22 protein-coding genes are annotated in these 20,565 nt (G+C 68.9%); 5 read left to right on the top strand and 17 right to left on the bottom strand.

Translation table 11 applies throughout. The annotated features are described in order from the left end of the window. Positions 1-54: 54 nt before the first annotated feature. The 5 genes from AORI_RS70455 to AORI_RS70475 all read right to left on the bottom strand — a co-directional run bounded on the left by AORI_RS70455 (position 55) and on the right by AORI_RS70475 (position 5,813). Positions 55-882: a poly(ethylene terephthalate) hydrolase family protein gene (locus tag AORI_RS70455; RefSeq protein WP_043848298.1), complete on the bottom strand. Its 828-nt coding sequence runs from the start codon at positions 880-882 to the stop codon at positions 55-57. 209 nt (positions 883-1,091) lie between these two features. After that, positions 1,092-1,574 (bottom strand): hypothetical protein, encoded by a 483-nt coding sequence (locus tag AORI_RS82275; protein ID WP_051552919.1) that lies wholly within the window; start codon positions 1,572-1,574, stop codon positions 1,092-1,094. Between the two features lie 80 nt (positions 1,575-1,654). Continuing rightward, positions 1,655-2,836: a cysteine desulfurase-like protein gene (locus AORI_RS70465; RefSeq protein WP_016336205.1), complete on the bottom strand. Its 1,182-nt coding sequence runs from the start codon at positions 2,834-2,836 to the stop codon at positions 1,655-1,657. Between the two features lie 80 nt (positions 2,837-2,916). Further along, complete coding sequence (locus AORI_RS70470; RefSeq protein ID WP_016336206.1) at positions 2,917-4,902, bottom strand: peptidase S8; 1,986 nt, start codon at positions 4,900-4,902, stop codon at positions 2,917-2,919. Between the two features lie 116 nt (positions 4,903-5,018). Then, the gene (locus tag AORI_RS70475; RefSeq protein WP_043849087.1) at positions 5,019-5,813 is read right to left on the bottom strand and encodes a sulfite exporter TauE/SafE family protein; all 795 of its coding nucleotides are present in this window, start codon (positions 5,811-5,813) and stop codon (positions 5,019-5,021) included. 91 nt (positions 5,814-5,904) lie between these two features. On the opposite strand from AORI_RS70475, the gene AORI_RS70480 reads away from it, so the two are divergent. Next, positions 5,905-6,678: an AraC family transcriptional regulator gene (locus AORI_RS70480; protein WP_016336208.1), complete on the top strand. Its 774-nt coding sequence runs from the start codon at positions 5,905-5,907 to the stop codon at positions 6,676-6,678. 45 nt (positions 6,679-6,723) lie between these two features. Here the strand turns inward: AORI_RS70480 and AORI_RS70485 are convergent, their stop codons facing one another. Both AORI_RS70485 and AORI_RS70490 read right to left on the bottom strand, forming a co-directional pair. Then, positions 6,724-7,539, bottom strand: coding sequence for a DUF1206 domain-containing protein (locus tag AORI_RS70485; protein ID WP_016336209.1), 816 nt, complete (start codon positions 7,537-7,539; stop codon positions 6,724-6,726). A gap of 92 nt (positions 7,540-7,631) precedes the next feature. After that, complete coding sequence (locus AORI_RS70490) at positions 7,632-8,042, bottom strand: hypothetical protein (RefSeq protein ID WP_016336210.1); 411 nt, start codon at positions 8,040-8,042, stop codon at positions 7,632-7,634. A gap of 110 nt (positions 8,043-8,152) precedes the next feature. Between AORI_RS70490 and AORI_RS70495 the strand changes: the two genes are divergently transcribed. Then, positions 8,153-8,728 (top strand): dihydrofolate reductase family protein, encoded by a 576-nt coding sequence (locus AORI_RS70495; RefSeq protein WP_016336211.1) that lies wholly within the window; start codon positions 8,153-8,155, stop codon positions 8,726-8,728. A 32-nt stretch (positions 8,729-8,760) separates the two neighbouring features. On the opposite strand, the gene AORI_RS70500 is transcribed toward AORI_RS70495, so the two are convergent. Together AORI_RS70500 and rlmN are read right to left on the bottom strand one after the other, a co-directional pair. Next, positions 8,761-9,054, bottom strand: coding sequence for a hypothetical protein (locus tag AORI_RS70500; protein WP_046199848.1), 294 nt, complete (start codon positions 9,052-9,054; stop codon positions 8,761-8,763). A gap of 33 nt (positions 9,055-9,087) precedes the next feature. Next, on the bottom strand, positions 9,088-10,194 hold the full coding sequence (gene rlmN / locus AORI_RS70505; protein WP_016336213.1) for a dual-specificity RNA methyltransferase RlmN: 1,107 nt from the start codon (positions 10,192-10,194) through the stop codon (positions 9,088-9,090). Between the two features lie 176 nt (positions 10,195-10,370). Between rlmN and AORI_RS70510 the strand changes: the two genes are divergently transcribed. Continuing rightward, entirely contained in the window at positions 10,371-10,958 is a 588-nt protein-coding gene (locus tag AORI_RS70510) for a PadR family transcriptional regulator (RefSeq protein ID WP_043849088.1), read from the top strand. Here the strand turns inward: AORI_RS70510 and AORI_RS70515 are convergent. Next, a complete protein-coding gene (locus AORI_RS70515; RefSeq protein ID WP_016336215.1) occupies positions 10,922-11,743 on the bottom strand; it encodes a class I SAM-dependent methyltransferase in 822 nt (273 codons plus the stop codon). The genes AORI_RS70510 and AORI_RS70515 overlap by 37 nt on opposite strands. A 115-nt stretch (positions 11,744-11,858) precedes the next feature. Between AORI_RS70515 and AORI_RS70520 the strand changes: the two genes are divergently transcribed. Beyond that, the gene (locus AORI_RS70520; protein WP_016336216.1) at positions 11,859-12,704 is read left to right on the top strand and encodes a VOC family protein; all 846 of its coding nucleotides are present in this window, start codon (positions 11,859-11,861) and stop codon (positions 12,702-12,704) included. 32 nt (positions 12,705-12,736) lie between these two features. Here the strand turns inward: AORI_RS70520 and AORI_RS70525 are convergent, their stop codons facing one another. From AORI_RS70525 to rpsB, 6 genes are all read right to left on the bottom strand, one after another. After that, entirely contained in the window at positions 12,737-14,248 is a 1,512-nt protein-coding gene (locus AORI_RS70525; protein WP_016336217.1) for a carboxylesterase/lipase family protein, read from the bottom strand. Positions 14,249-14,329: 81 nt separating this feature from the next. Beyond that, entirely contained in the window at positions 14,330-15,226 is an 897-nt protein-coding gene (locus AORI_RS70530) for a phosphatidate cytidylyltransferase (RefSeq protein ID WP_016336218.1), read from the bottom strand. Then, on the bottom strand, positions 15,226-15,783 hold the full coding sequence (frr, locus tag AORI_RS70535) for a ribosome recycling factor (RefSeq protein WP_016336219.1): 558 nt from the start codon (positions 15,781-15,783) through the stop codon (positions 15,226-15,228). Before frr ends, AORI_RS70530 begins: the two co-directional genes overlap by 1 nt. 51 nt (positions 15,784-15,834) lie before the next feature. After that, positions 15,835-16,578, bottom strand: coding sequence for a UMP kinase (gene pyrH / locus AORI_RS70540; RefSeq protein ID WP_016336220.1), 744 nt, complete (start codon positions 16,576-16,578; stop codon positions 15,835-15,837). 93 nt (positions 16,579-16,671) lie between these two features. Further along, positions 16,672-17,496, bottom strand: coding sequence for a translation elongation factor Ts (gene tsf / locus AORI_RS70545; RefSeq protein WP_016336221.1), 825 nt, complete (start codon positions 17,494-17,496; stop codon positions 16,672-16,674). Positions 17,497-17,588: 92 nt separating this feature from the next. After that, a complete protein-coding gene (gene rpsB / locus AORI_RS70550) occupies positions 17,589-18,461 on the bottom strand; it encodes a 30S ribosomal protein S2 (RefSeq protein WP_016336222.1) in 873 nt (290 codons plus the stop codon). 382 nt (positions 18,462-18,843) lie between these two features. Between rpsB and AORI_RS70555 the strand changes: the two genes are divergently transcribed. Then, positions 18,844-19,449, top strand: a complete 606-nt coding sequence (locus tag AORI_RS70555; protein ID WP_016336223.1) for a murein hydrolase activator EnvC family protein — start codon at positions 18,844-18,846, stop codon at positions 19,447-19,449. Between the two features lie 179 nt (positions 19,450-19,628). Here AORI_RS70555 and AORI_RS70560 read toward each other — a convergent pair whose 3' ends face one another. Further along, a complete protein-coding gene (locus AORI_RS70560) occupies positions 19,629-20,564 on the bottom strand; it encodes a FliA/WhiG family RNA polymerase sigma factor (protein WP_016336224.1) in 936 nt (311 codons plus the stop codon). Position 20,565 lies beyond the last annotated feature (1 nt).

Genomic DNA, 20,565 nt, shown 5'->3' on the forward strand with positions numbered 1-20,565 from the left:
CAGGTCAGGCTGCTGAGGCAGACCCTAGACCGGAGCACCGACAAGAACCGGCGATCAAGCCCCCGGAACGGCCAGCGCCTTCGCGTTGCGCCGGACATCGGACCACGCGCCGTCACCGCACAGTCCGCAGGACGGGCCGAAGAATTCCGCGCGGGCCCGCTCGTCACCGGAAAGCCAGAACCGGAACCACGCCGTGATCGCGCCGCGGAACCCGCCTCCGTCGCCGCCGGGCGTGAAATGGGTCGCCCCGCCGAGTTCGCCGTAGATCGCGGGGATCTGGTCCGCGAGGCGGTATCGCGGGACGACCAGCAGCGCGGGAATGACGATGGTGTCGAACTGGCCGCCGAGGAAGAACGAAGGGCCCTTGAGCGCTGTGGCGGAGCCCTGCGGTCCCGGCTCGATCGGGATCGTGGTGGTGACGCGCGGGTCGGCTCCGGCGACGATCGCCCCACCTCCGCCCTGGGAATGGCCGGTGGCGCCGATGTGCGCGGTGTCGATCTTCCCCTCGTAGCGGCTGCCGGGACGGGAGTTCTCGGCGATCAGGGTCGTGGCTCCGGCCAGCATCTCCTGCCCCGAACCGGCGTTCGGGGTGTCGGCCGCCGCGACGACGAAACCGTGGGAGGCCAGATGCCGCAGCAGGCCGTCATAGATCTTCGGGTTCGCACCGGTCCCGTTGCCCCACAGGATCACCGGATGCCTCTCCAGCCGCGAAGGCCGGTACACGGTGTGGGCGCTGTCGAGGGCTTCGACGGTCACCGCGTAGGGGCCCGGTTCGCTCCACCGGGTGTCGATGCCGGTCGCGGCCGACGCGGCGGGCGCGAGGCCGACGGTGGCGAGCGCGACCATGCCGGCGATCAGCGTCCGTGTGCGAAGTCTCCCCATGGTGGTCACCGTCCCGTCCTGCCAGGGCCCCGTCGCCCTCGGCGTGCCATCCCAGGGTGTCGGTACGGTCACCGTACGTCCATGGGGCCGATCACAAGATCGGGCGGACGAGTCTTGTGATCGGCCCCAAAGCGAAGATCAGCCGACGAGCTGCCACAGATAGCTCGGGCTCTTCACCGGCGCGACGGCGTTCTTCTTCCAGAGGTACTTCACCTTGCAGGGCGGGACGATCCGGTACTTCTGCACGGTGAAGGAACGGCCTTCCTTGTACTGCTGCAGCCGCAACGTCTTCCCCGCGCGGGCACGGTCGCGGCGTAGGACCAGGAATCGGCCTTCGAGTAACTCGCGCCGACGCTCACCGCCAGCGAGACACTCGCCTTCGCGAAGATGACGCCCGCCTCGGCGCTGGTCGTGCCGGTGATGGAGGCGTTGACCGAGGAGGTCGTCGTCTTGTTGTAGGTGATCGTGCCCGGTCCGCGCAGATAGTCGCTGCGCAGGTTGGTCTTCATCCAGGCCTTGGCACCGTTCGAGATCTTGTAGTCGGGCGGGTCGTTGACCTCGGGACAGGGCTGGATCGCGAGCGACGAGGGCCCCGCCCCGAGTGCCGCGGGCGCCACGCACAGCGCGCAACCGAGAAGAACAGAAGCGGCCACCGACCGGAAACGCATCGCGAACCTCCCGTTGTCGATCATGACCGAACGGTAATACGGCTCCTGGTGACGGCGTGGAAATCCAACCTGTTCGAGTTACGCCCGACTGTCCACTGTGGTCCTCACCCGAACGTCGAAAGCCCGTCCAGCAACCTGTCGACGTCTTCCGCGCTGGTGTACGGTGCCAGCCCGACCCGGAGTGCCGGGTCCTCCAGCTTCAAGGCCGCGAATACCTCGTAGGCGTAGAAGGATCCCGCCGGTGCGACGACGTTCCTTTCGGCGAGAAGCAGTTGCGCCTCGCGCTCGCGACCGCCGAGGCTCATCAGGACGGTCGGAGTCCGGTCCGCCGCCTTGCAGTGCACGGTGACGGCATCGCCCAGTCCGTTCTCCAGCCTGGCGCGCAACGCGCTTTCGTGCTCGTGCAACGAGTTCATCGAATGCGCGAGCCGTTCTCGCCGTGATGCGCCCGGCCCGGGGTCCAGCACGGCGAGGAAGTCCACCGCAGCCGTGGCGCCCGCGAGCATCTCGTAGGGCAGCGTGCCGAACTCGAACCGCTCGGGCACGGCGTCGGGCGACGGCGCGAGCTTGTCCGGCTCGACGGTTTCGAGCAGGGCGGGAGACGCGCCGAGCACTCCGCAGTGCGGGCCGAGGAATTTGTACGGCGAGCAGACGAAGAAGTCCGCTCCGAGCGCGGGCACGTCGACCAGTTCGTGAGCGGCGTAGTGCACCCCGTCCACGAACACCAGCGCGCCGGCGTCGTGGGCGAGGTCGGCGATCCGGCGGATCGGCGGTTTGGTGCCGAGGACGTTCGAGGCCGCCGTGACCGCGACCAGCTTCGTCCGTTCGGTGAGGACGAGGGAATCGAGGTCGAGTTCCGTGGTTTCGAGGTCGATGTCGAGCCAGCGGACGGTCATCCCGGCGCGTGCGGCCGCCTGGACCCACGGCCGGACGTTGGCGTCGTGATCGAGACGGCTGACGACGATCTCGTCGCCCTCGCGCCAGTTTTTGGCCAGATGCCGGGAAAAGTCGTACGTCAGCTGGGTGGCGCTGCGGCCGTGGACGACACCTTCGGCAGGAACGCCGAGGAAGTCCGCATAGGCGGCGCGGAAACCCGACACGGCGTTCTCCGCGTTGAGTTCGGACGGACTGACCTTGCCCCGGTTCGACAACGGACCGGTCAGCGTCCCGGCGATGGCGTCGGCGACAGGCCGGGGCGTCTGGGTACCCGCGGGTCCGTCGAAGAAGGCGGTTCCGTCGGCGAGGGAAGGGAAGTGGAGCCGGAGGGCGGCGACATCGATGGCCATGTCCCCGACTCTGACATCCATCGAGGCACGCGTAAACGCTTCGTGGCCGGAACTTCCTCCGGCCACGAAGCGTCTCGGACTCAGTACAGCGTCAGGCGGTACGCGCCGGACTGCGCGGTGCCGGCGAACAGATACCGGCCGTCCGCGCTGACCGCCAGGGAGAGCACCCTGGGATCGGGCAGCGCGCCGGGCACGGGCGACCAGGTGCGGCCGAAGTCCGTGCTGCGCAGCACCCCGCCGCCGGTCGCGTTGCTCGCGAACCACACCCGGAAGTCGAACGGATGCGGCAGGATCCGGCTGATCTCACGGGGGTCCTCGCCGTCGAGGACCCGGCGGAACGTCTTGCCGCCGTCCTCGCTCAGGTGGATGCCCGCGCCGCCCACGAGCATGCGCCCGCCACCCCATCGGCTGATCGAGATCGAGCTGACCGGGTCACTGGTGACGTGGGTCCAGGTCTTGCCGCCATCGTCCGACCGGGACAAGCCGTCGGTGTCCCCACCCCAGACGCGGTCCGGGTTCCACGGATCACCGGCGAACGCGATGAAGCCGTTGTCGACCGCGAGCTTTTCCCAGGTCTTCCCGGCATCGTTACTGCGGTAGAGCACGTAGCCGGTGGGCGCGAAGGCCGAGACGAGCACCCGGTCCGGGTCGGCCGGGTGGGCGAAGATCATCCTCGGAAGGCCTTCCTTCGCCTTCGCCGCGAACTGCCAGGTCCGCCCGCCGTCACCGCTGCGGAGCACGTCGAGCGAGAATCCGTTGCGGGTGACCTGCCAGACGACGTCCGGACGGCTCGGTGAGACGGACAGGCGCGCGTCCTCGTGCAGCCGGTCGGTCGGGTGCGACTGCCAGACGCGGTCCGCCGCGGCCACCTTGCCGCGCGGGAGCGGGGTGTTGTAGATCTCCTGCACACCCGCCGCGACGACGCTCTCGCGCACCAGGTTGCCGGTGGTCACGAGGTCGCGGATGGACTCGCCGGGGACACCGACCTGCCGGTAACCCCGCTTGCCCTCGTCCGCGTACACCCCGCGGTAGAGCGAGGAGATCAGCGTGGTGGCGGGCTTGCCCGGCCCGGCGGGGAGATCGATCATGTCGCTGACGCCTTCGCCCGCGGCGGGCACCGGTTTGCGGGTCCAGGTGCGGCCGAAGTCCGCGGTGACGTCTATGTCGTTATACGTCGACACGTAGAGACGTCCGCCGAGGAAGCGCGGTTCGCGCAGGGTCTGCTCGCCGGGATCGTGGCGCAGCACGGTCCAGGTCTTCCCACCGTCGGTGGAGCCGTGCAGTTCGGGGCCGATCGTGACCACGAAGCGCTTGCCGTCCGAAGCGACCTGGTTGATCTCGCCGTTGGTCCGGTAGACGAGTTCGGCCTGCGGTTCCTTGCCGCTGACCCCGCGGACCACCCACAGCGCGTACTCCGGGTAGACCGTCGCGAGGTAGGCGTCGTCGCCGACCATCGTGAGCTTGAGCGCGCCGACCGGTGCGGCGTTGCCCTCGCGCGGCCAGGTCCTCGGCACGTCGTTCCAGTGCTCGCCGCCGTCGGTGCTGACGCTCAGCGAATCGAGGTTCTGCACCACGACGACCCGGCCCGTCGGGTCCGTGGCCATGCCGAACGCGCCGTCGGGGTACCACTCGCGCAGGGTCTCCCAGGTCTGGCCGCGGTCGGTGGTCCGCACCAGCACGCCGCGCCATTCACCGAGGAAGCCCGCCGGTTTGTTGCCCACCGCGAGCATCCGGTCGGGGTTCGCCGGATCGACGAAGAATCCCTGGATGGAGGTGTCTTGAGGCAGTCCGCGGCGCACGCTCCACGAGGCTCCGCGGTCGCCGGAGAGCCACAGGGCGGGCGGGCTCGGCTGCATCATCGCCAGCCCGGCGGGCGAAGCGGCGAGCAGCCCGCCGACGCTGTTCGGGCCGATCGGTTCCCAGCCGCCGCGCGGCTGCCCGGTCGCGTTGACGCCGGCGGGCGGTGACTGGGGTTCGGCGGTGGCCACCGACGTCGCCCCGGTGGTGCCGAGAACCGTCAGCAGCCCGAGAACGAACATGCGTTTGGTGATCGATCTCAGTTTCATGCGGGAGATCTTGGCGCAAGTTCCGAAAAAGAGATAGAGGATTCGTCGGATCTTTGCCTGGCGATAACCCCTTCCCATCTTAGCTATGCCTTGTCAAGACTTGACTTACCCAGAACTCATCGGATGACTATGGCGATCAGCGCGGCGACGAGCAGGGCGAGGTACGCGATCGCATGCGCGCGGTCCGGGATCCGGCCGACCACCCGGCGGGTCACGGCGATGGCCGGCAGCGACCCGCACAACAGCGCGCCCGCGGCCACCAGGTCGACGTAGCCGAGATGAACGCTGCCCGAAGCCGTGCCCGTCGCCGCGAAGGCGTAGACGGCCGTGCCGATCACCGCCACGGGCAGGCTCAGCGGGTTCGCCAGCGCGGTCGCGTCGGCCATCGGCAATCCCTTGCGCCGCATGAGCGGCACGGTGAGGACGCTGCCCCCGACGCCGAGAAAGCTCGCCACGGCACCGATCCCGGTCCCGCCCGCGGTGGTGGTGATCCCGCCGAGAGCACGCGGCCGGTCGTCGTCCCGCCTGCTCACGAAACCCTTCCGGACGACGCTGTCGGCGATGGTCAGCGCGAGGTAGGCGACGAAGAGCCAGCGCAGGACGCTCTCGTCGGCGATGGTGGCGGCGAAGGACCCGAGCACGGCACCCAAGCCGATGAAGGCGACGAGCGGCCACAGATAGTCGCGGCGGAGCCGCCCCGCCCGCCACTGGGCGAGGGTCGCGCTCCCGGCGTTGACCACCATCACCGCGGTCGACGTGGCCACCGCCACGTGCATCGCGTGTTCCGGCTCGGCGAGCGCGAACGCGTAGACGACGGGCACGGTGATGAATCCGCCTCCGAATCCGAAAAGGACGGTGGTGACGCCGCTCAGGCAACCGAACCCGAGGAGCACCGAGATCTCGATCAGCACTCCCTCGACGGTAGGCCTGACCGGCACGGCGGGCATTCGAAAGGGCGCCAGTTTCTTTCGCGGATCGGACAGCCGGCGTAGCCTCGGTGAGGTGCGTGACATCCCCATCGACGAGGTCGACCACCTCGACCGCGCGGTGGTGGCGATCCGCACCGATTACCCACCGGGGCACCGGATCCTCCCGCATCGGCACCGGCGGGCACAGTTCCTCTACAGCGCGACCGGATCGATGCGGGTCGAAACGGCCGACGGCACGTGGACCATCCCGACCCGGCGCGCGGTGCTCGTCCCGCCGGAGACCGTCCATCAGGTGTTCACGACGAACGTGAGCACCCGGAGCCTGTACATCGAGCCGAAGGCGGTGCCGTGGTTCCCGCGCCGCTGCCAGGTCGTCGAAGTGTCCGCGTTGCTCCGTGAACTCCTGAACGAGGCCGTCGGCGTGCCGGAGCTGTACACCCCTCGCGGAAGGGACGCCGCGGTCATCGGCCTGACCCTGCACGAGATCCGCCGTTCCGCCCCGGTCCCGCTCGACCTTCCGCTACCGAGGCACGAACGGCTGCGCGCCCTGTGCGAGTCCTTTTTGGACGCTCCGGATATCCACGATCCGGCCGGCGCCTGGGCGAAACGGCTGCACGTGAGCGAGCGGACGTTGAACCGGCTCTTCACCGCGGAGACCGGGATGGGGTTCGCCCGCTGGCGGCAGCGGGCCTGCGTCCTGCATTCCCTGTCACTGCTGTCGGACGGCCTGCCCATCGCCGCGATCGCCGCCTCGCTCGGCTACGAGAGCCCCGCCGCGTTCTCGACGATGTTCACCCGGCTTCTCGGCACCTCGCCGAGGGACTACCGCGCCGCGTCCACGCTCTGAACCCGGTGTCTCGAAGTGAGACTCGACAAACCCGCCTGACGGCGCTCACCCACGCTGCGCTCGTGCCGCCCCGACGCAGTACACACCGAAGGCCGCGACCCCGATCGCCACCACGATGAGCAGCACCGTGCCGAACGGCTGGGCGGCCAAGGTCCGCAGGGCGGCGTCGAGCCCGCCGGACCGGGACGGATCGTGCGTCAGCGCCGCGTACCCGACCAGCACCGCGACCACGCCGAAGACGAAACCCCTTGCCACGTAACCGATCCTGCCCAGCCGCTCTACCCATCGCCGAGTCCCCGACGGGAGCTTCGCGAGGTCGAGATCCTGCTCGAAGGTCCGGCGTATCCCCTTCACCGCCGAGCCCACCGCGACGCCGAAGACGATGACGGCCACCACGGTCACCAGGAACGGGCCGGCCGGCAACCCGAGCAGCCACGCGGTGAACTCCTGCTGCTTCTGGTCGCCACTGCCCTGTTCCCCCGCCCCCAAGGCGACCTTGGCCGCGTACACGCCCAGCGAGATCCCCACCAGGCACCGCACTCCGGACGTCACCCGCTTGACGGTGCGAGTGCGCTGCTTGTCGATCCAGGTGTAGCCGACCGCGGCCAGCAACCCCTGCCACAGGCCGTAGGCCACCAGCCCTGCCGCCAGTACCCACAACAGCACCCCGCCCACCGGCGTCGAACCGACTTCGGCGATCGCGCCGCGTCCGTCGGCCTCCTGGCCGCCACCGCCGACGGCGACGCGCACCGCCAAGTACCCGATGAGCAGATACACCAGGCCGTAGCAGCCCATGCCGATCCGTCCGAACACCTGGACGGCCTTGTTGTGGCGCACCTGTCTCGCCTTGGTCGCGGACATCCGGTCCACCTCCTTCGAGTCTTCATCGAGTGTCGCCGCCGACGATGAAGACCGCCGTGTGACTGGTCCGTCCGGCCCAGCGCGAAGGACGCCTAAGCGGACAGCCAGTCGTCGGTGTAGCGATGTCTGCCGAGCCCGACGGCGTCGAACTCGTCGAAGTGGTCACCCTTGAGCACGCCCAGCCGCCGAAGCGCCTGGGAGATCGGGCTGCCATCGGCCGGGTCGGGTTCGTCTTCGTCGACGTGCAGCGGGCCGAGGACGGTCTCGCCGCGCTCCCACACCTGCGCGGACTGCGTCCCGGCGCCACCGAAGTATTCGGCTTCGACGTACGCCACGGCTCCGTGCGCGGAGCACGCGGCGAGCGGCCCGGTGTCGAACCGCGTCTCGGTCACCGGCATCAGCGACAGGTTCTGCCCGAGCGACACGAGCCTTGCGCCTTCGAACGCATCGAGCAACCGGCTCCGCGCGGGCTCGGTGACGATGACGGCTTGCAGGCAATACATGCCCGCATCCTGCCATTTCGCCGTCCTGTGAAGATTTTCCGCCGTCGATGTCTATCCGCGCCGGCCGCGTTCGTAGCCAAGGTGAGAGACGAACTCACCGAAGGAGCATCATGACCGCGACCTACACGTTCGACGTCTTTTCCAGCCTCGACGGCTTCGGCTCCCACACCGGCGATTGGGGCGGCTACTGGGGCAAGCAGGGCCCCGAATTCCTCGAACACCGCCTCGCCCTGTACTCCGAAGAGCAGCGGATGGTCTTCGGCGCCACCACGTTCCGGACGAACCTGGAGATGCTCAACGCGGAGGTCCCGGACGTCGAGGCGCTGGATCCGTGGGTCTCCCGGCTGAAGCACCTGCCGGCGACGGTCGTCTCGACCACGCTGCGGGAGCCGCTCGACTGGCCGGACGCGACCGTCGTGAGCGGGGACGCGGTCGACGTCGTCGCCCGGCTCAAGGAGGAGTCCGAAGTGCCGCTGCGCTCGCACGGCAGCCTGTCGATGAACCGGACGCTGATGGCCGCCGGTCTGGTGGATCGCGTCCAGGTGACGGTCTTCCCGGTGATCACCGGGAAGACCGGGGCAGGCCCGATCTTCCTGGGTGCGGCCGACTTCGACCTCGAACTGCTCGAGAGCCGGACTTTCGACGGGCGTATCCAGGAACTCGTCTACCGGCCGACTCCGCACTGACCATCCACAAAGGACGGTCGCGTCGATCCCGCCTATGCGGTGATCGACGCGGCCGGCGTCCCGAGCCAGGGCGCCAGCAGGGCTTCGAGGTCGGCGTCCGAGAGCGCGTACGGTCCGCCGTGGAACTCGTGCCACCGCGAAGCGTCCCGCGCCGCGGTGTACTCCACCTCGAACGCCCGCATCAGGACGTACATGAAGGTCACCGAGCTGAACCGCTCACCGAGCAGCGTCCTGGCCTCGCGCGCGACACCGGTCGCACCATGGCCGAGCACGTCCGCGAGCTTCAGCTCCTCCGCAGCCGGATCCAGCAGGCTGGGGGCATACATCACGACAAAATCTCCATCACTGAAAGGAAGAACTCAGTTCTCGGCGGCGAGCTGTCCGCACGCCGCCGCGATCTCCTGACCACGCGTGTCACGCACCGTGCACGCCACACCGCCCGCGTTCACCAGCCGGACGAATTCCCGCTCCACCGGCTTCGGCGAGGCATCCCACTTGCTTCCCGGCGTCGGGTTCAGCGGGATCACGTTCACGTGCACCAGTTGGCCCAAGTGCTGCCGAAGCCGCTTCGCCAGCAGCTCGGCACGCCAAGGCTGATCGTTGACGTCCCGGATCAGCGCGTACTCGATCGACACCCGGCGACCAGAGGTGTCCGCGTAGTACCGAGCGGCGGACAGGACCTCGTCCACCGACCAGCGCTCGTTCACCGGCACCAGCGTGTCCCGCAGTTCGTCGTCCGGCGTGTGCAGCGAAACCGCCAGGCGCACCTGCATCTTCTCGTCCGCCAGCTTCCGGATCGCCGGCGCGAGCCCCACCGTCGACACGGTCACCGAGCGCTGACCGATCCCGAGCCCCTCCGGCGAGGGATCGGTGATCCGCCGGACCGCCGCCACCACCCGCTTGTAGTTCGCGAGCGGCTCGCCCATACCCATGAAGACGATGTTCGACAGACGGCCGGGGCCGCCGGGCATCAGCCCGTCGCGCATCACGGCGGCGGCGGAGCGGACCTGGTCGACGATCTCCGCGGTCGACAGGTTCCGGTCGAGGCCGCCCTGCCCGGTCGCACAGAAGGGGCACGCCATGCCGCAGCCCGCCTGGCTCGAGATGCACAGGGTCGCGCGGTCCGGGTAGCGCATCAGCACGCTCTCCAGCAGCGTCCCGTCGTGCGCGCGCCACAAGGTCTTGCGGGTGGTCCCGTCGTCGCAGGCGAGCGCCTTGATCTCGGTGAGCAGCGTCGGCATCAGATCGCCGACGAGCTTCTCCCGCGACGCCGCCGGGATGTCGGTCATCTCCTCCGGGTTCACCGTGAGCCGCGAGAAGTAGTGGTTCGAAAGCTGTTTCGCGCGGAACGGCTTCTCGCCCAGCTCGGCGACGGCCGCGGCCCGCTCGGCGGCGGTGAGATCGGCGAGATGGCGCGGCGGGAGGCCGCGCTTGGGCGCGTCGAAGACGAGAGGGAGGGCAGTCATAGCTCACCCAGTGTCCCACGTCCACCTTTCCCACACCCGAGCCGCCCCGGATCCCTGTTCCCCAGATCACGACAGCACAAGCCACTGAGACCCAACTCACACGAAAGGAGTTGTCGTCCGACCGTTTCCGATATATCGTGAACGAGTCGGAACATTACGAAGAGAGGATTCACATCATGCGACGACGACCTTTCCCTCCAGAACACGGCCGGCCCGCCTTCGGACCTTGGGCTCGCGGCGGCTTCGGCGACTTCCCGCCGGGTCCGGGCGGACCGGGCCACCGGCACGGCCGTCGCGGCGGCCCCGGCGGACGGCGCGGCAAACGCGGTGACGTCCGCGCCGCGATCCTGGCGCTGCTTTCCGAGCAGCCGAGGCACGGCTACGAGATCATCCGCGAGATCGGCGAGCGCAGCGGCGGCTTCTGGAAGCCGAGCCCCGGCTCGGTCTACCCGACCCTGCAGATGCTGGCCGACGAAGGCCTGGTGATCAGCAAGGACGAGAACGGCAAGAAACTGTTCGAGCTCACCGAATCCGGCCGTACCGCGGCCGAACAGCAGGACGCCGTCCCGCCCTGGGAGCAGATCGCCCACGACGTCGACCCGGTCGAGGTGAACCTGCGCAAGGCGGGCGCCACCCTGGCCGCGGCGGTCGCGCAGGTCATGCACGCCGGCAGCGAAAGCCAGCAGGCCCGCACCGTCGACGTGCTCAACGAGGCACGGCGGACGATCTACGGCATCCTCGGCGAGGCCGAGGACACGGAGTGATCCGGCACGACGAGGCCGGTGGGCTTGGTGCGCGTATGCACGCGATAGCCCACCGGCAGCGTCACCCGCTCCTCCCCGGCACTTGACGAAACCTCGTTGAGCCGCCGGACCTCCGCGATCGCCTTCGCCGCGACCGGAGCGCTGAACTCGATCTTCAGCACCGCTTCCATCGCGGCGGCGTCTTCGAACAGCCACCGCGTCATCACCTTGCGGCAGTCGAATCCCTGACGGGCGAAGAACTTCTCGACGCCAGGCGGGTCGTAGTGCGGGAGATCCAGGCGCATCCAGCGGCCGTAGGGCTCACTCGTCACATCGAGATCCACGATCATCATCAGCCCGCCCGGGCGCAACACCCGCTCCGCTTCGCGAAGACCGGGTTCACAACCGGGGCCGAAGAAGTACGCGGTGCGTGCGTGGACGACGTCGAAAGCCGCGTCCGGCAGGGGAAGCCGCTGCGCACGGCCTTGCCGCACCTCGACGTTCGCCAGCCGCGCCACCCGATTCCGCGCGTCGCGGACGAGCGGCTCATGGGGCTCGACGCCGACCACCGACCGCGCCGTCGCGGCGAACCGCGGCAGGTGGAAACCGTCACCGCAGCCGATGTCGAGGACGTCCGCCCCAGACCAATCGCGAGACTCGGCGAGCACGCGCCAGATCTCGTCTTCGACGTCCTGCGCGCGGTTCTCGACCTCGTAGGCCTTCTGGTAGTACCAGATGTTCGGACTCGGCAGCACCTCCTCGCCGCCGCGGCGGGCGGAGGAGAGGGCTCGGGGAAACCAGCGCACGGAAGCTCCAACGAAGGGACACCGGGCCGGGTTCCGGGGTATCCGGGTCGAAATCTTTAACGGAAACAATGCGGTCAGCGACTAGACTTTACTCCCACCGGTAAGGGAGAACCGCATGTCGCTTGGCTCGGCCGCCCACACTTCCGTCATACCTTCGGGAATCCCGTGCTGGATCGAGCTCGCGTGCAGAGACGAAGCGGCCGCACAAGCCTTCTACGGCGGGCTTTTCGACTGGGAGTTCACCGTTCAGCGTGATCCGGCGACGCCGACCGGCCGGTACTCGATCGCGACACTGAACGGCGTCCCGACCGGTGGTCTGTACCGCGCGGGCGCGGAGGGGCCGTCCGGCTGGAGCGTCCACATCTCGGTGCAGCAGGCGGCCGCCGCCGCGGAGTGGGTGGACAGTCTCGGTGGCCGGGTCACGCTCGGACCGATGGCGATCCCCCATCGCGGCAACATCGTGCACGCCATCGACGCGTGCGGCGCGCATGTCGTCTTCTGGGAGCCGCCCGCCACCTGGGAGTTCGCGACGGGGGTGCCGAACACCTTCAGCGGCGCGGACCTCAACACGCACGACGGCGCGGCGGCGGATCACTTCTACTGCCGCCTTTTCAACTACACCAGCCACCAGATCGGCGACGGCGCTTCGCTCGACTACGCCGAATGGCTCATCGAGCACGAACCGGTGCTGTACCGGTACGTGATGGGCTCGGAGTACCGGCCGGACACTCCCCCGCACTGGATGGTCTACCTCGCCCTCGACCCGGCTCGTGGCGCGGACGCCGCGGCCGGACAGGCCCTGATGCTCGGCGGCGCCGTCGTGGTCCAGCCCTACGACACCCCGTACGGCCGGATGGCGATCCTCGCCGACCCGGACGGTTCCGTCTTCGCGGTGATCGACCACTCCAGGGCCGTCGAAGGCTGGGGCACCGCCGAAGTCGACGATCCGTACGACGACTGAGCCGGGGCGACGAGGCCGCCCCGGCTCTTCGGTCAGAGGCCGGCCCAGAAACCGCAGTCGTGCACGGCCCCGAGATCGACCGGGCCGATCGCACCCGGCGCCAGCGACTGCGTCCGCGGCGAGGAACGCCACTTCGGCAGTTCCTCGCCGTTCGGATCACCGGTGCGCGCGAACGCGGTCCAATACCGGATCATTTGCCCCGCCAGTTCCTGCTGCGCGGGCGTCAATTTCGCCGGAAAGCCGGGTAAATCAGACAAATAAGCCAATTCGCTTCCGTGGGCGGCGCCGGGATTCATGCCCGGTGGCGCGGGAACGAGCGGCGGAGCGGCCCGATCGGCGAACTCGTAACCGAAGGTCCGCGTGCGCTGACGCAGCAACCGCTCTGTCCCCACCTGCGGGCAACCCCAGATCCGATCGGTCATCGCGTCCGCGAACGCCATCGCCGGGCCGCCGTGCTTCGCCGATGGATACCGGGCCTCGACGAGCGGCGCCTTCTCCCCGAACGCCGTGCGCAGCAGTCCCCGGTAGTGCTCCTCGGTGAACGGATGGCCGGGGAACAAGGCGACGAAGAGCCTCGCCTCGTCCCTGGTGACCCCGGTCAGCACCGGCACGCGGGCGAAATGCCCCGCCTTCAGCGCCTCGGCCGGATGCTCCGGCAGCAGGCCGGTGCCGAACGCGGGCGTCGAGAACGGCTGGCTCACCAGATCCTTGGCCGGGAGCCGCCGGAGACAGGCGACGTCGGCGCAGCCGAGCTTCTTCGTCGCTTCGGCACCCATCGCCTCGACGTCAGCGCGGGGCAGGTACGGCGAACCCGCGGGCACGCCGGGGAAGAACCCGCCGTCGGGCCAGGTCAGGGTGCACGGACCGCTCTGGATGATCGCGCGGTGGAACAGCCCCGCCGCCGACGGCGAGGTCAGCTGGGCGCAGGTGCTCATCGCACCGGCGGATTCACCGAACAGCGTGACATTCCGCGGATCTCCGCCGAAGGCGCGCGCGTTGCGCTGCACCCAGCGAAGCGCGGCCTGCTGGTCTTGAAGACCGAAGACGCCGGAGTCGCGTCCCAGCTCCGGATGCCCGAAGAAGCCGAAGACTCCCAGCCGGTAGTTCACGGTCACCACGACGACGTCCCCGCCGAGGGCCATGCGCTTGAAGTCGTAGTCGCTGCCCGCCCCGGAGGTGAAGCTGCCACCGTGCACCCAGACCAGCACCGGACGCGGCTTGCGCGCCGTCTTGGCCGGGCTGATCACGTTGAGATACAGGCAATCCTCGGCCTCGCTCGGCGGAGAACCGAGCCCCGCACCCTGGGCGCATCGAGGCCCCGGTCTGCTCGCGTCCCGTACGGCGGACCACGGTGCGGGTTTCCGCGGCGGCGACCAGCGCAGGTCGCCGACCGGGGGCGCGGCGAACGGAATGCCTTGGAAACTCCGGTATCCGTCGGCGCTCACACCACGCACGGGACCGGAATCCGTGCGGACGACCGGGCTTTCGCCCGCCTCCGCCACGGTCGTCGTCAGGGCGCCGAGCGTCACCACGCTCAGTGCCATGGCCAGAATTCGCTTACTCATCCGTCGAGTTCGCATATTCCGACCTTGGCCCAGCATTCCGGGCTTGTCACACGGGTTCGGCTAAACGGGAACGAACGCCGAGAGCAGCAACCATGAGACGACGGCCGACGGAAGCAAGGAGTCGAGCCGGTCCATCAAGCCGCCGTGCCCCGGCAGCATGTTCCCCATGTCCTTGACCCCGAGGTCGCGTTTGATCAGCGACTCGACGAGATCACCCAGGGTCGCCGTGCAGACGATCGCCGCACCGAAGAGCACACCCTGCCAGGCGTGGCCGTCGAGCAGAAGGCTCAGGGTCAGCGCGCCGGCGACCACACCGGCCACGAGCGAGCCGGCGAAACCTTCCCAGGTCTTCTTCGGGCTGATGGTGGGCGCCATCGGATGCTTGCCGCCCAGCACACCGGCGATGTAGCCACCGGTGTCCGAGGCGACGACACCGATCATGAACGCCAGCACCCGGCCGACGCCGTCCTCCGGCGGGACGAGCATGGCGGCGAAAGCACCGAAAAGCGGGATGTACGCGGCGGCGAAGACCGACGCGCTGATGTCGCGCAGATACCCGTCCGCGCCGCCGGGCAGCCGCCACAGCAGGCAGACGAGCACCGTCAGCACGAACGCCGTCAACGCGCCTTCGCGGCCGTACGGCCACGCGAGCCAGATCATCGCCTGACCGCCGACGAGCACCGGGACCAGCGCGATCCGGATACCCGCCGCGCGCTTCAGTGCCCCGGCCAGCTCGATCGTGCCGACCGCGATGGCGATCGCGATGATGCCGATGAACAGAAAGCGCACGGTGAGCAGGGACGTGACGATCGCCGCGCCCAGCAGCAGCCCGACCCCGATCGCGGCGGGCAGGTTACGGCCGGCGCGGGAAACCTTCTTCGCCGGTTCCGGCTTCTCGGCCGGAACCGGTTCCGGGTTCTCCACCCGGTCCTCGCGTTCCTCGCTCACCTGGCTCATCAGACCTCGAGTAGCTCGGCTTCCTTGTGTTTCACCAGCTCGTCCACCTTGTGGGTGTAGGTGTCGGTGAGGTTCTGGAGTTCCTTCTCGGCGTGGACGACCTCGTCCTCGCCCGCCTCGCCGTCCTTCTTGATGCGGTCGAGTTCTTCCTTGGCCTTACGGCGGACGCTGCGGATCGAGACGCGGGCGTCCTCGCCCTTGGACTTGGCGACCTTCACCATCTCCTTGCGGCGCTCTTCGGTGAGCTGCGGGATGACGATGCGGATCACGTTGCCGTCGTTGCTCGGGTTCACGCCGAGGTCGGACTCGCGGATCGCCTTCTCGATGGCGTTCAGCTGCGTCTGGTCGTAGGGCTTGATCAACGCCATCCGGGCCTCCGGCACGTTGACGCTCGCCATCTGGTTCAGCGGGGTCGGCGCGCCGTAGTACTCGACGACAATGCGCGAGAACATCCCGGGGTGGGCCCGGCCGGTGCGTACCGACGACAGGTCCTCCTTGGCGACGGACACCGCTTTTTCCATCTTCTCCTCGGCGTCGAGGAGGGTCTCGTCGATCACGGCAACTCCCGTTGTTGTGTATGCGTACCGATTACGGAGATCAGAGCAGGACTACGCGGACACCCCGTCGGCGGGGGTGTCGACCAGGGTGCCGATCCGTTCGCCGCTGACCGCACGGGCGATGTTCCCCTCGGTGAGCAGATTGAACACGATGATCGGCATGTTGTTGTCCATGCACAGGCTGAACGCGGTGGCGTCGGCGACCTTGAGGTCCCGTTCCAGCACCTCGCGGTGGCTGATCTCGTGGAACATCTCAGCGGTCGGGTCGCTCTTCGGGTCCGCGGTGTAGACGCCGTCGACGGCCTTCGCCATCAAGACGGCTTCGCAGCCGAGTTCGAGCGCGCGCTGCGCGGCGGCGGTGTCCGTCGAGAAGTACGGCATGCCGACCCCGGCGCCGAAGATGACGACGCGGCCCTTCTCCAGATGACGCTCGGCACGGCGCGGGATGTACGGCTCGGCGACCTGTCCCATGGTGATGGCGGTCTGCACCCGGGTGGGCAGGCCCTCCTTCTCCAGGAAGTCCTGCAGCGCCAGGCAGTTCATGACGGTGCCGAGCATCGCCATGTAGTCCGCGCGGTCGCGGTCCATGCCGCGCTGCGACAGTTCCGCGCCGCGGAAGTAGTTGCCGCCACCGATCACGACGGCGATCTGCACGCCCGTCCGCGCGACGTCGGCGATCTGCTGGGCGACCGAGTGCACCACATCCGGATCAACCCCGATGGAACCGCCGCCGAACATCTCGCCGCCCAGTTTCAGCAGCACCCGCCGGTATCCGCCTTCGACCCGGACACCCATGTCGCCCTCCCTAATGCTCTGAAACCCGACTGTGCCCCGTCCCCGATGGACGGAGACGGGGCACAGTGGTGATTCTTGTGTTCCGCGCCTGGATCAGGCCTGGCCGACCTCGAACCGGGCGAACCGGCTCACGGTCACGCCGGCCTCGTCGAGCAGGGCCTTGACGGTCTTCTTGTTGTCCTTGACCGACGGCTGCTCGAGCAGGACGTTGTCCTTGTAGTAGGCGTTGACCTTGCCCTCGATGATCTTGGGCATGGCCTGCTCCGGCTTGCCCTCTTCGCGGGCGGTCGCCTCGGCGACGCGACGCTCGTTCTCGACGACCTCGGCCGGGACCTCGTCACGGGTGAGGTACTTCGCCTTGAGCGCGGCGACCTGCATGGCGGCGCCACGAGCGGCCTCGGCGGCCTCCTCGCCCTCACCGGTGTACTCGATGAGCACGCCGACGGCGGGCGGGAGGTCGGCACCGCGACGGTGCAGGTACGTGGTGGTGGTGCCCTCGTAAGCGGCGACACGGCGCAGCTCGAGCTTCTCACCGATGCGGGCGGCCAGCTCCTGGACCTGCTCCTCGACGGTCTTGCCGTCGAGCGAGGCGGCCTTCAGCTTCTCGACGTCGCTGGTCTTCTCGGCCTTCGCGACCTCGACGATCTTCGCGGCGAGGGCCTGGAAGTCCTCGTTCTTCGCGACGAAGTCGGTCTCGGAGTCGAGCTCGATCAGCACGCCGCCGTCACCGGCGACGAGGCCCTCGGCGGTGGCGCGCTCGGCGCGCTTGCCGACGTCCTTGGCGCCCTTGATGCGCAGGAACTCGACGGCCTTGTCGAAGTCGCCGTCGTTCTCCTCCAGCGCCTTCTTGCAGTTCATCATGCCGGAGCCGGTGAGCTCCCGGAGACGCTTCACGTCTGCGGCGGTGTAGTTCGCCATCGTGGGTGTGTCCGTCCTTTTTCAGGTACGAGAAAGTCTTTTGGGGAATTCACTCGTGGGGCCGCCCGGAGGCGGCCCCACGAGCGGGTGGATCAGGAGGAGGCGGTGGCCTGCTCGGCCGGGGCCTCGGTGGCCGCGTCGGTCGCCGCGGCGGCTTCCTTGGCGTCCGCGGCGGCGGTCTCGGAGCCGGCCAGCAGCTCCTTCTCCCACTCGGCCAGCGGCTCGTCCGTGGCGACGCCGGCCTCGGGCTTGGCGTCGGCGGAGGAACCGTTGCGGCTGGAGCGGGCCATCAGACCGGCGGCGGCGGCCTCGGCCACGACCTTGGTCAGCAGCGCAGCCGAACGGATCGCGTCGTCGTTACCCGGGATCGGGTAGTCGACCTCGTCCGGGTCGCAGTTGGTGTCCAGGATCGCGACGACCGGGATGTTCAGCTTGCGAGCCTCGCCGACGGCGATGTGCTCCTTCTTCGTGTCGACGATCCACACGATGCTCGGCACCTTGGCCATGTCGCGGATACCGCCGAGGGTCTTCTCGAGCTTGTCCTTCTCACGGGTGAGCGTGAGGATCTCGCGCTTGGTCAGGCCGGCGAAACCACCGGTCTGCTCCTGCGACTCGAGCTCCTTCAAGCGGAGGAGACGCTTGTGCACCGTCTGGAAGTTGGTCAGCATGCCGCCGAGCCAGCGCTGGTTCACGTAGGGCATGCCCACGCGCGAGGCCTCGGAGGCGATGGCTTCCTGAGCCTGCTTCTTCGTGCCGACGAACATGATGGTGCCGCCGTGCGCGACGGTTTCCTTGATGAACTCGTACGCACGGTCGATGTACGTCAGCGTCTGCTGCAGGTCGATGATGTAGATGCCGTTGCGCTCGGTGAAGATGTAGCGCTTCATCTTCGGGTTCCACCGACGGGTCTGGTGCCCGAAGTGCACGCCGCTGTCGAGCAGCTGCTTCATGGTGACGACGGCCATTGCCGGAATCAACCTCTTCTGTGTCGTGCGCGCCCGGCTCCGCCGGAACGCGCTTGCTCGGTTCGTCGCTCTCGGCCGGGTGGCCGATCGCCCTGGTGCCGATGCTCGGGCCCGGACCCTGTGGCGAAGTGACCTCAAGGACCGCCGGGCCGTGTGCCCCCGCCTGTCCTGACCCTCCGTGAGGAGATCGGCCATCGGGAGCGCGCACGTGCACGCGAAGTCAGTCCGCTGCCGCGGACCGCGCAAAAGAGTCTACTCCCTGTCGCCACCGGGTACCGCACCGGCAGCCCCTGATGAGAGGGGTTGTCCACAACCGCCTCGGTTATCCACAGATTCCCCCGGCGCGCCCCGCACGCCACGCCGGTCCCCCAGCCTGGAACACATGACCATGACGACCTGTTCCCGCCCTGTCACCAGGCACTCCTTCGCTCTCGACCGCACCGGCGGGAGGCACCGCCGCCCCGGGCGCCCTCGGCGCCTCCCCCGCCTCGCGATCCTCGCGACCTTGCTCGCGATCTTCGCGTCGGCGGCGATGCCGGGCACGGCCAGAGGCGCGCCCTCGCCGCAAGGGCGCCTCTCCTGGCCGCTCTCGCCGGCACCGAGCGTCACCAGGTACTTCGAGCCGCCTTCGACTCCGTACGGCCCCGGTCATCGGGGCGTCGACCTCGCCGCCGCACCGGGCACGAACGTGCTCGCGGCCGCCGAAGGCGTGGTGATGTTCGCCGGGCAGGTGGCGGGCCGCGGCGTGGTGTCGATCGACCACGACGGAGGGCTCCGCACGACCTACCAACCGCTCGCCCCGACGGTCACCGCGGGTGATCAGGTCTATCGGGGGCAAGTGCTCGGGACGCTCGCGGCGGGCCACCCTGGCTGCCCGGATCCGGCGTGCCTGCATTTCGGCGTCCGGCGGGGCGAGGAGTACGTCGATCCGCTCGCGTTGATCGGCGAACCGTCCGAGATCCGGCTCAAACCGTGGGAAGGAGACTGAGTGGCCGGTGCGGAACTGCTCGAGTGGCCTAGCAGCGTCCGGCGCCTGGCCCTTCCGCAACGCAAGGTGCCGTGATCTGCGTGTCCTGATGGACGACACGCGTGATCGAACAGCGCACATGCGTGATTGGGGAGCGAACACACGTGATCGGAGGCGGAACTCGCCGCCGCGCCTGGGGGCTAGGCCTGCTCGACCAGCTTGGCGCGCAGCCGCATGACGGCACGGGTGTGCAGCTGGCTGACCCGTGACTCGGTGACGCCGAGGACCTTGCCGATCTCGGCGAGCGTCAGGCTCTCGAAGTAGTAGAGACCGACGACGATCCGGTCGCGTTCGGTGAGCTGTGCGATGGCCTGCGCCAGCTGGCGGCGGTTGTCTTGGTCGACCAGGACGGCCACCGGGTCGACGGCGCCGTCGTCGGGCAGGGTGTCGACCAGCGAGCCGCTGTCCTTGCCCGCGGCGACGAGGTCTTCGAGCGCGATGACACTGGTCAGCTGCATCTGCCCGTAGAACTCGCGCAGGTCGTCGACGCTGATTTCGAGCTCGGCCGCGAGTTCGGCGTCGGTCGGCGTGCGGTTCAGCCGGGCGCCGAGGCGTTCCAGGGCGCGCTCGGCCTCGCGGGCCTTGCTGCGGACCGCCCGGGGGACCCAGTCCTGGGAACGGAGGTCGTCGAGGATCGCGCCCCGGATGCGCTGCATGGCGTAGGTCTCGAACCGCAGGCCCCTGGCGGGTTCGAACTTCTCGATCGCGTCGACCAGGCCGAAGATCCCGGACTGGATCAGGTCACCGACGTCGACGTGGGTCGGCAGCCCGGTGCCGACCCGGCCGGCGACGTACTTGACGAGCGGGGCGTAGTGCAGCACGAGCCGGTCGCGCACGACCTGGTCCGGCGACTCGGTGAACTCCCGCCACAGCGCCTGGATCCCGGCGTCCACCTCATAGCCGGTCCGTGCTTCGGGTGCGACGGCAGGACCGTCCCCGCCGGGACGATGTTTCCCGGCGGCTTCGGTGACATGTGGGTCGGCGGTCATCGGACCGCCGTTCTCAGCATGCGGCTCAGCGTGGTCTCCGTGCTCGTGCGGATGCGCGTGCGCCGCCGGTGCGGGCCGCCGGGTCACC

This window comes from Amycolatopsis keratiniphila, from assembly GCF_000400635.2.
Lineage (GTDB): Bacteria > Actinomycetota > Actinomycetes > Mycobacteriales > Pseudonocardiaceae > Amycolatopsis > Amycolatopsis keratiniphila.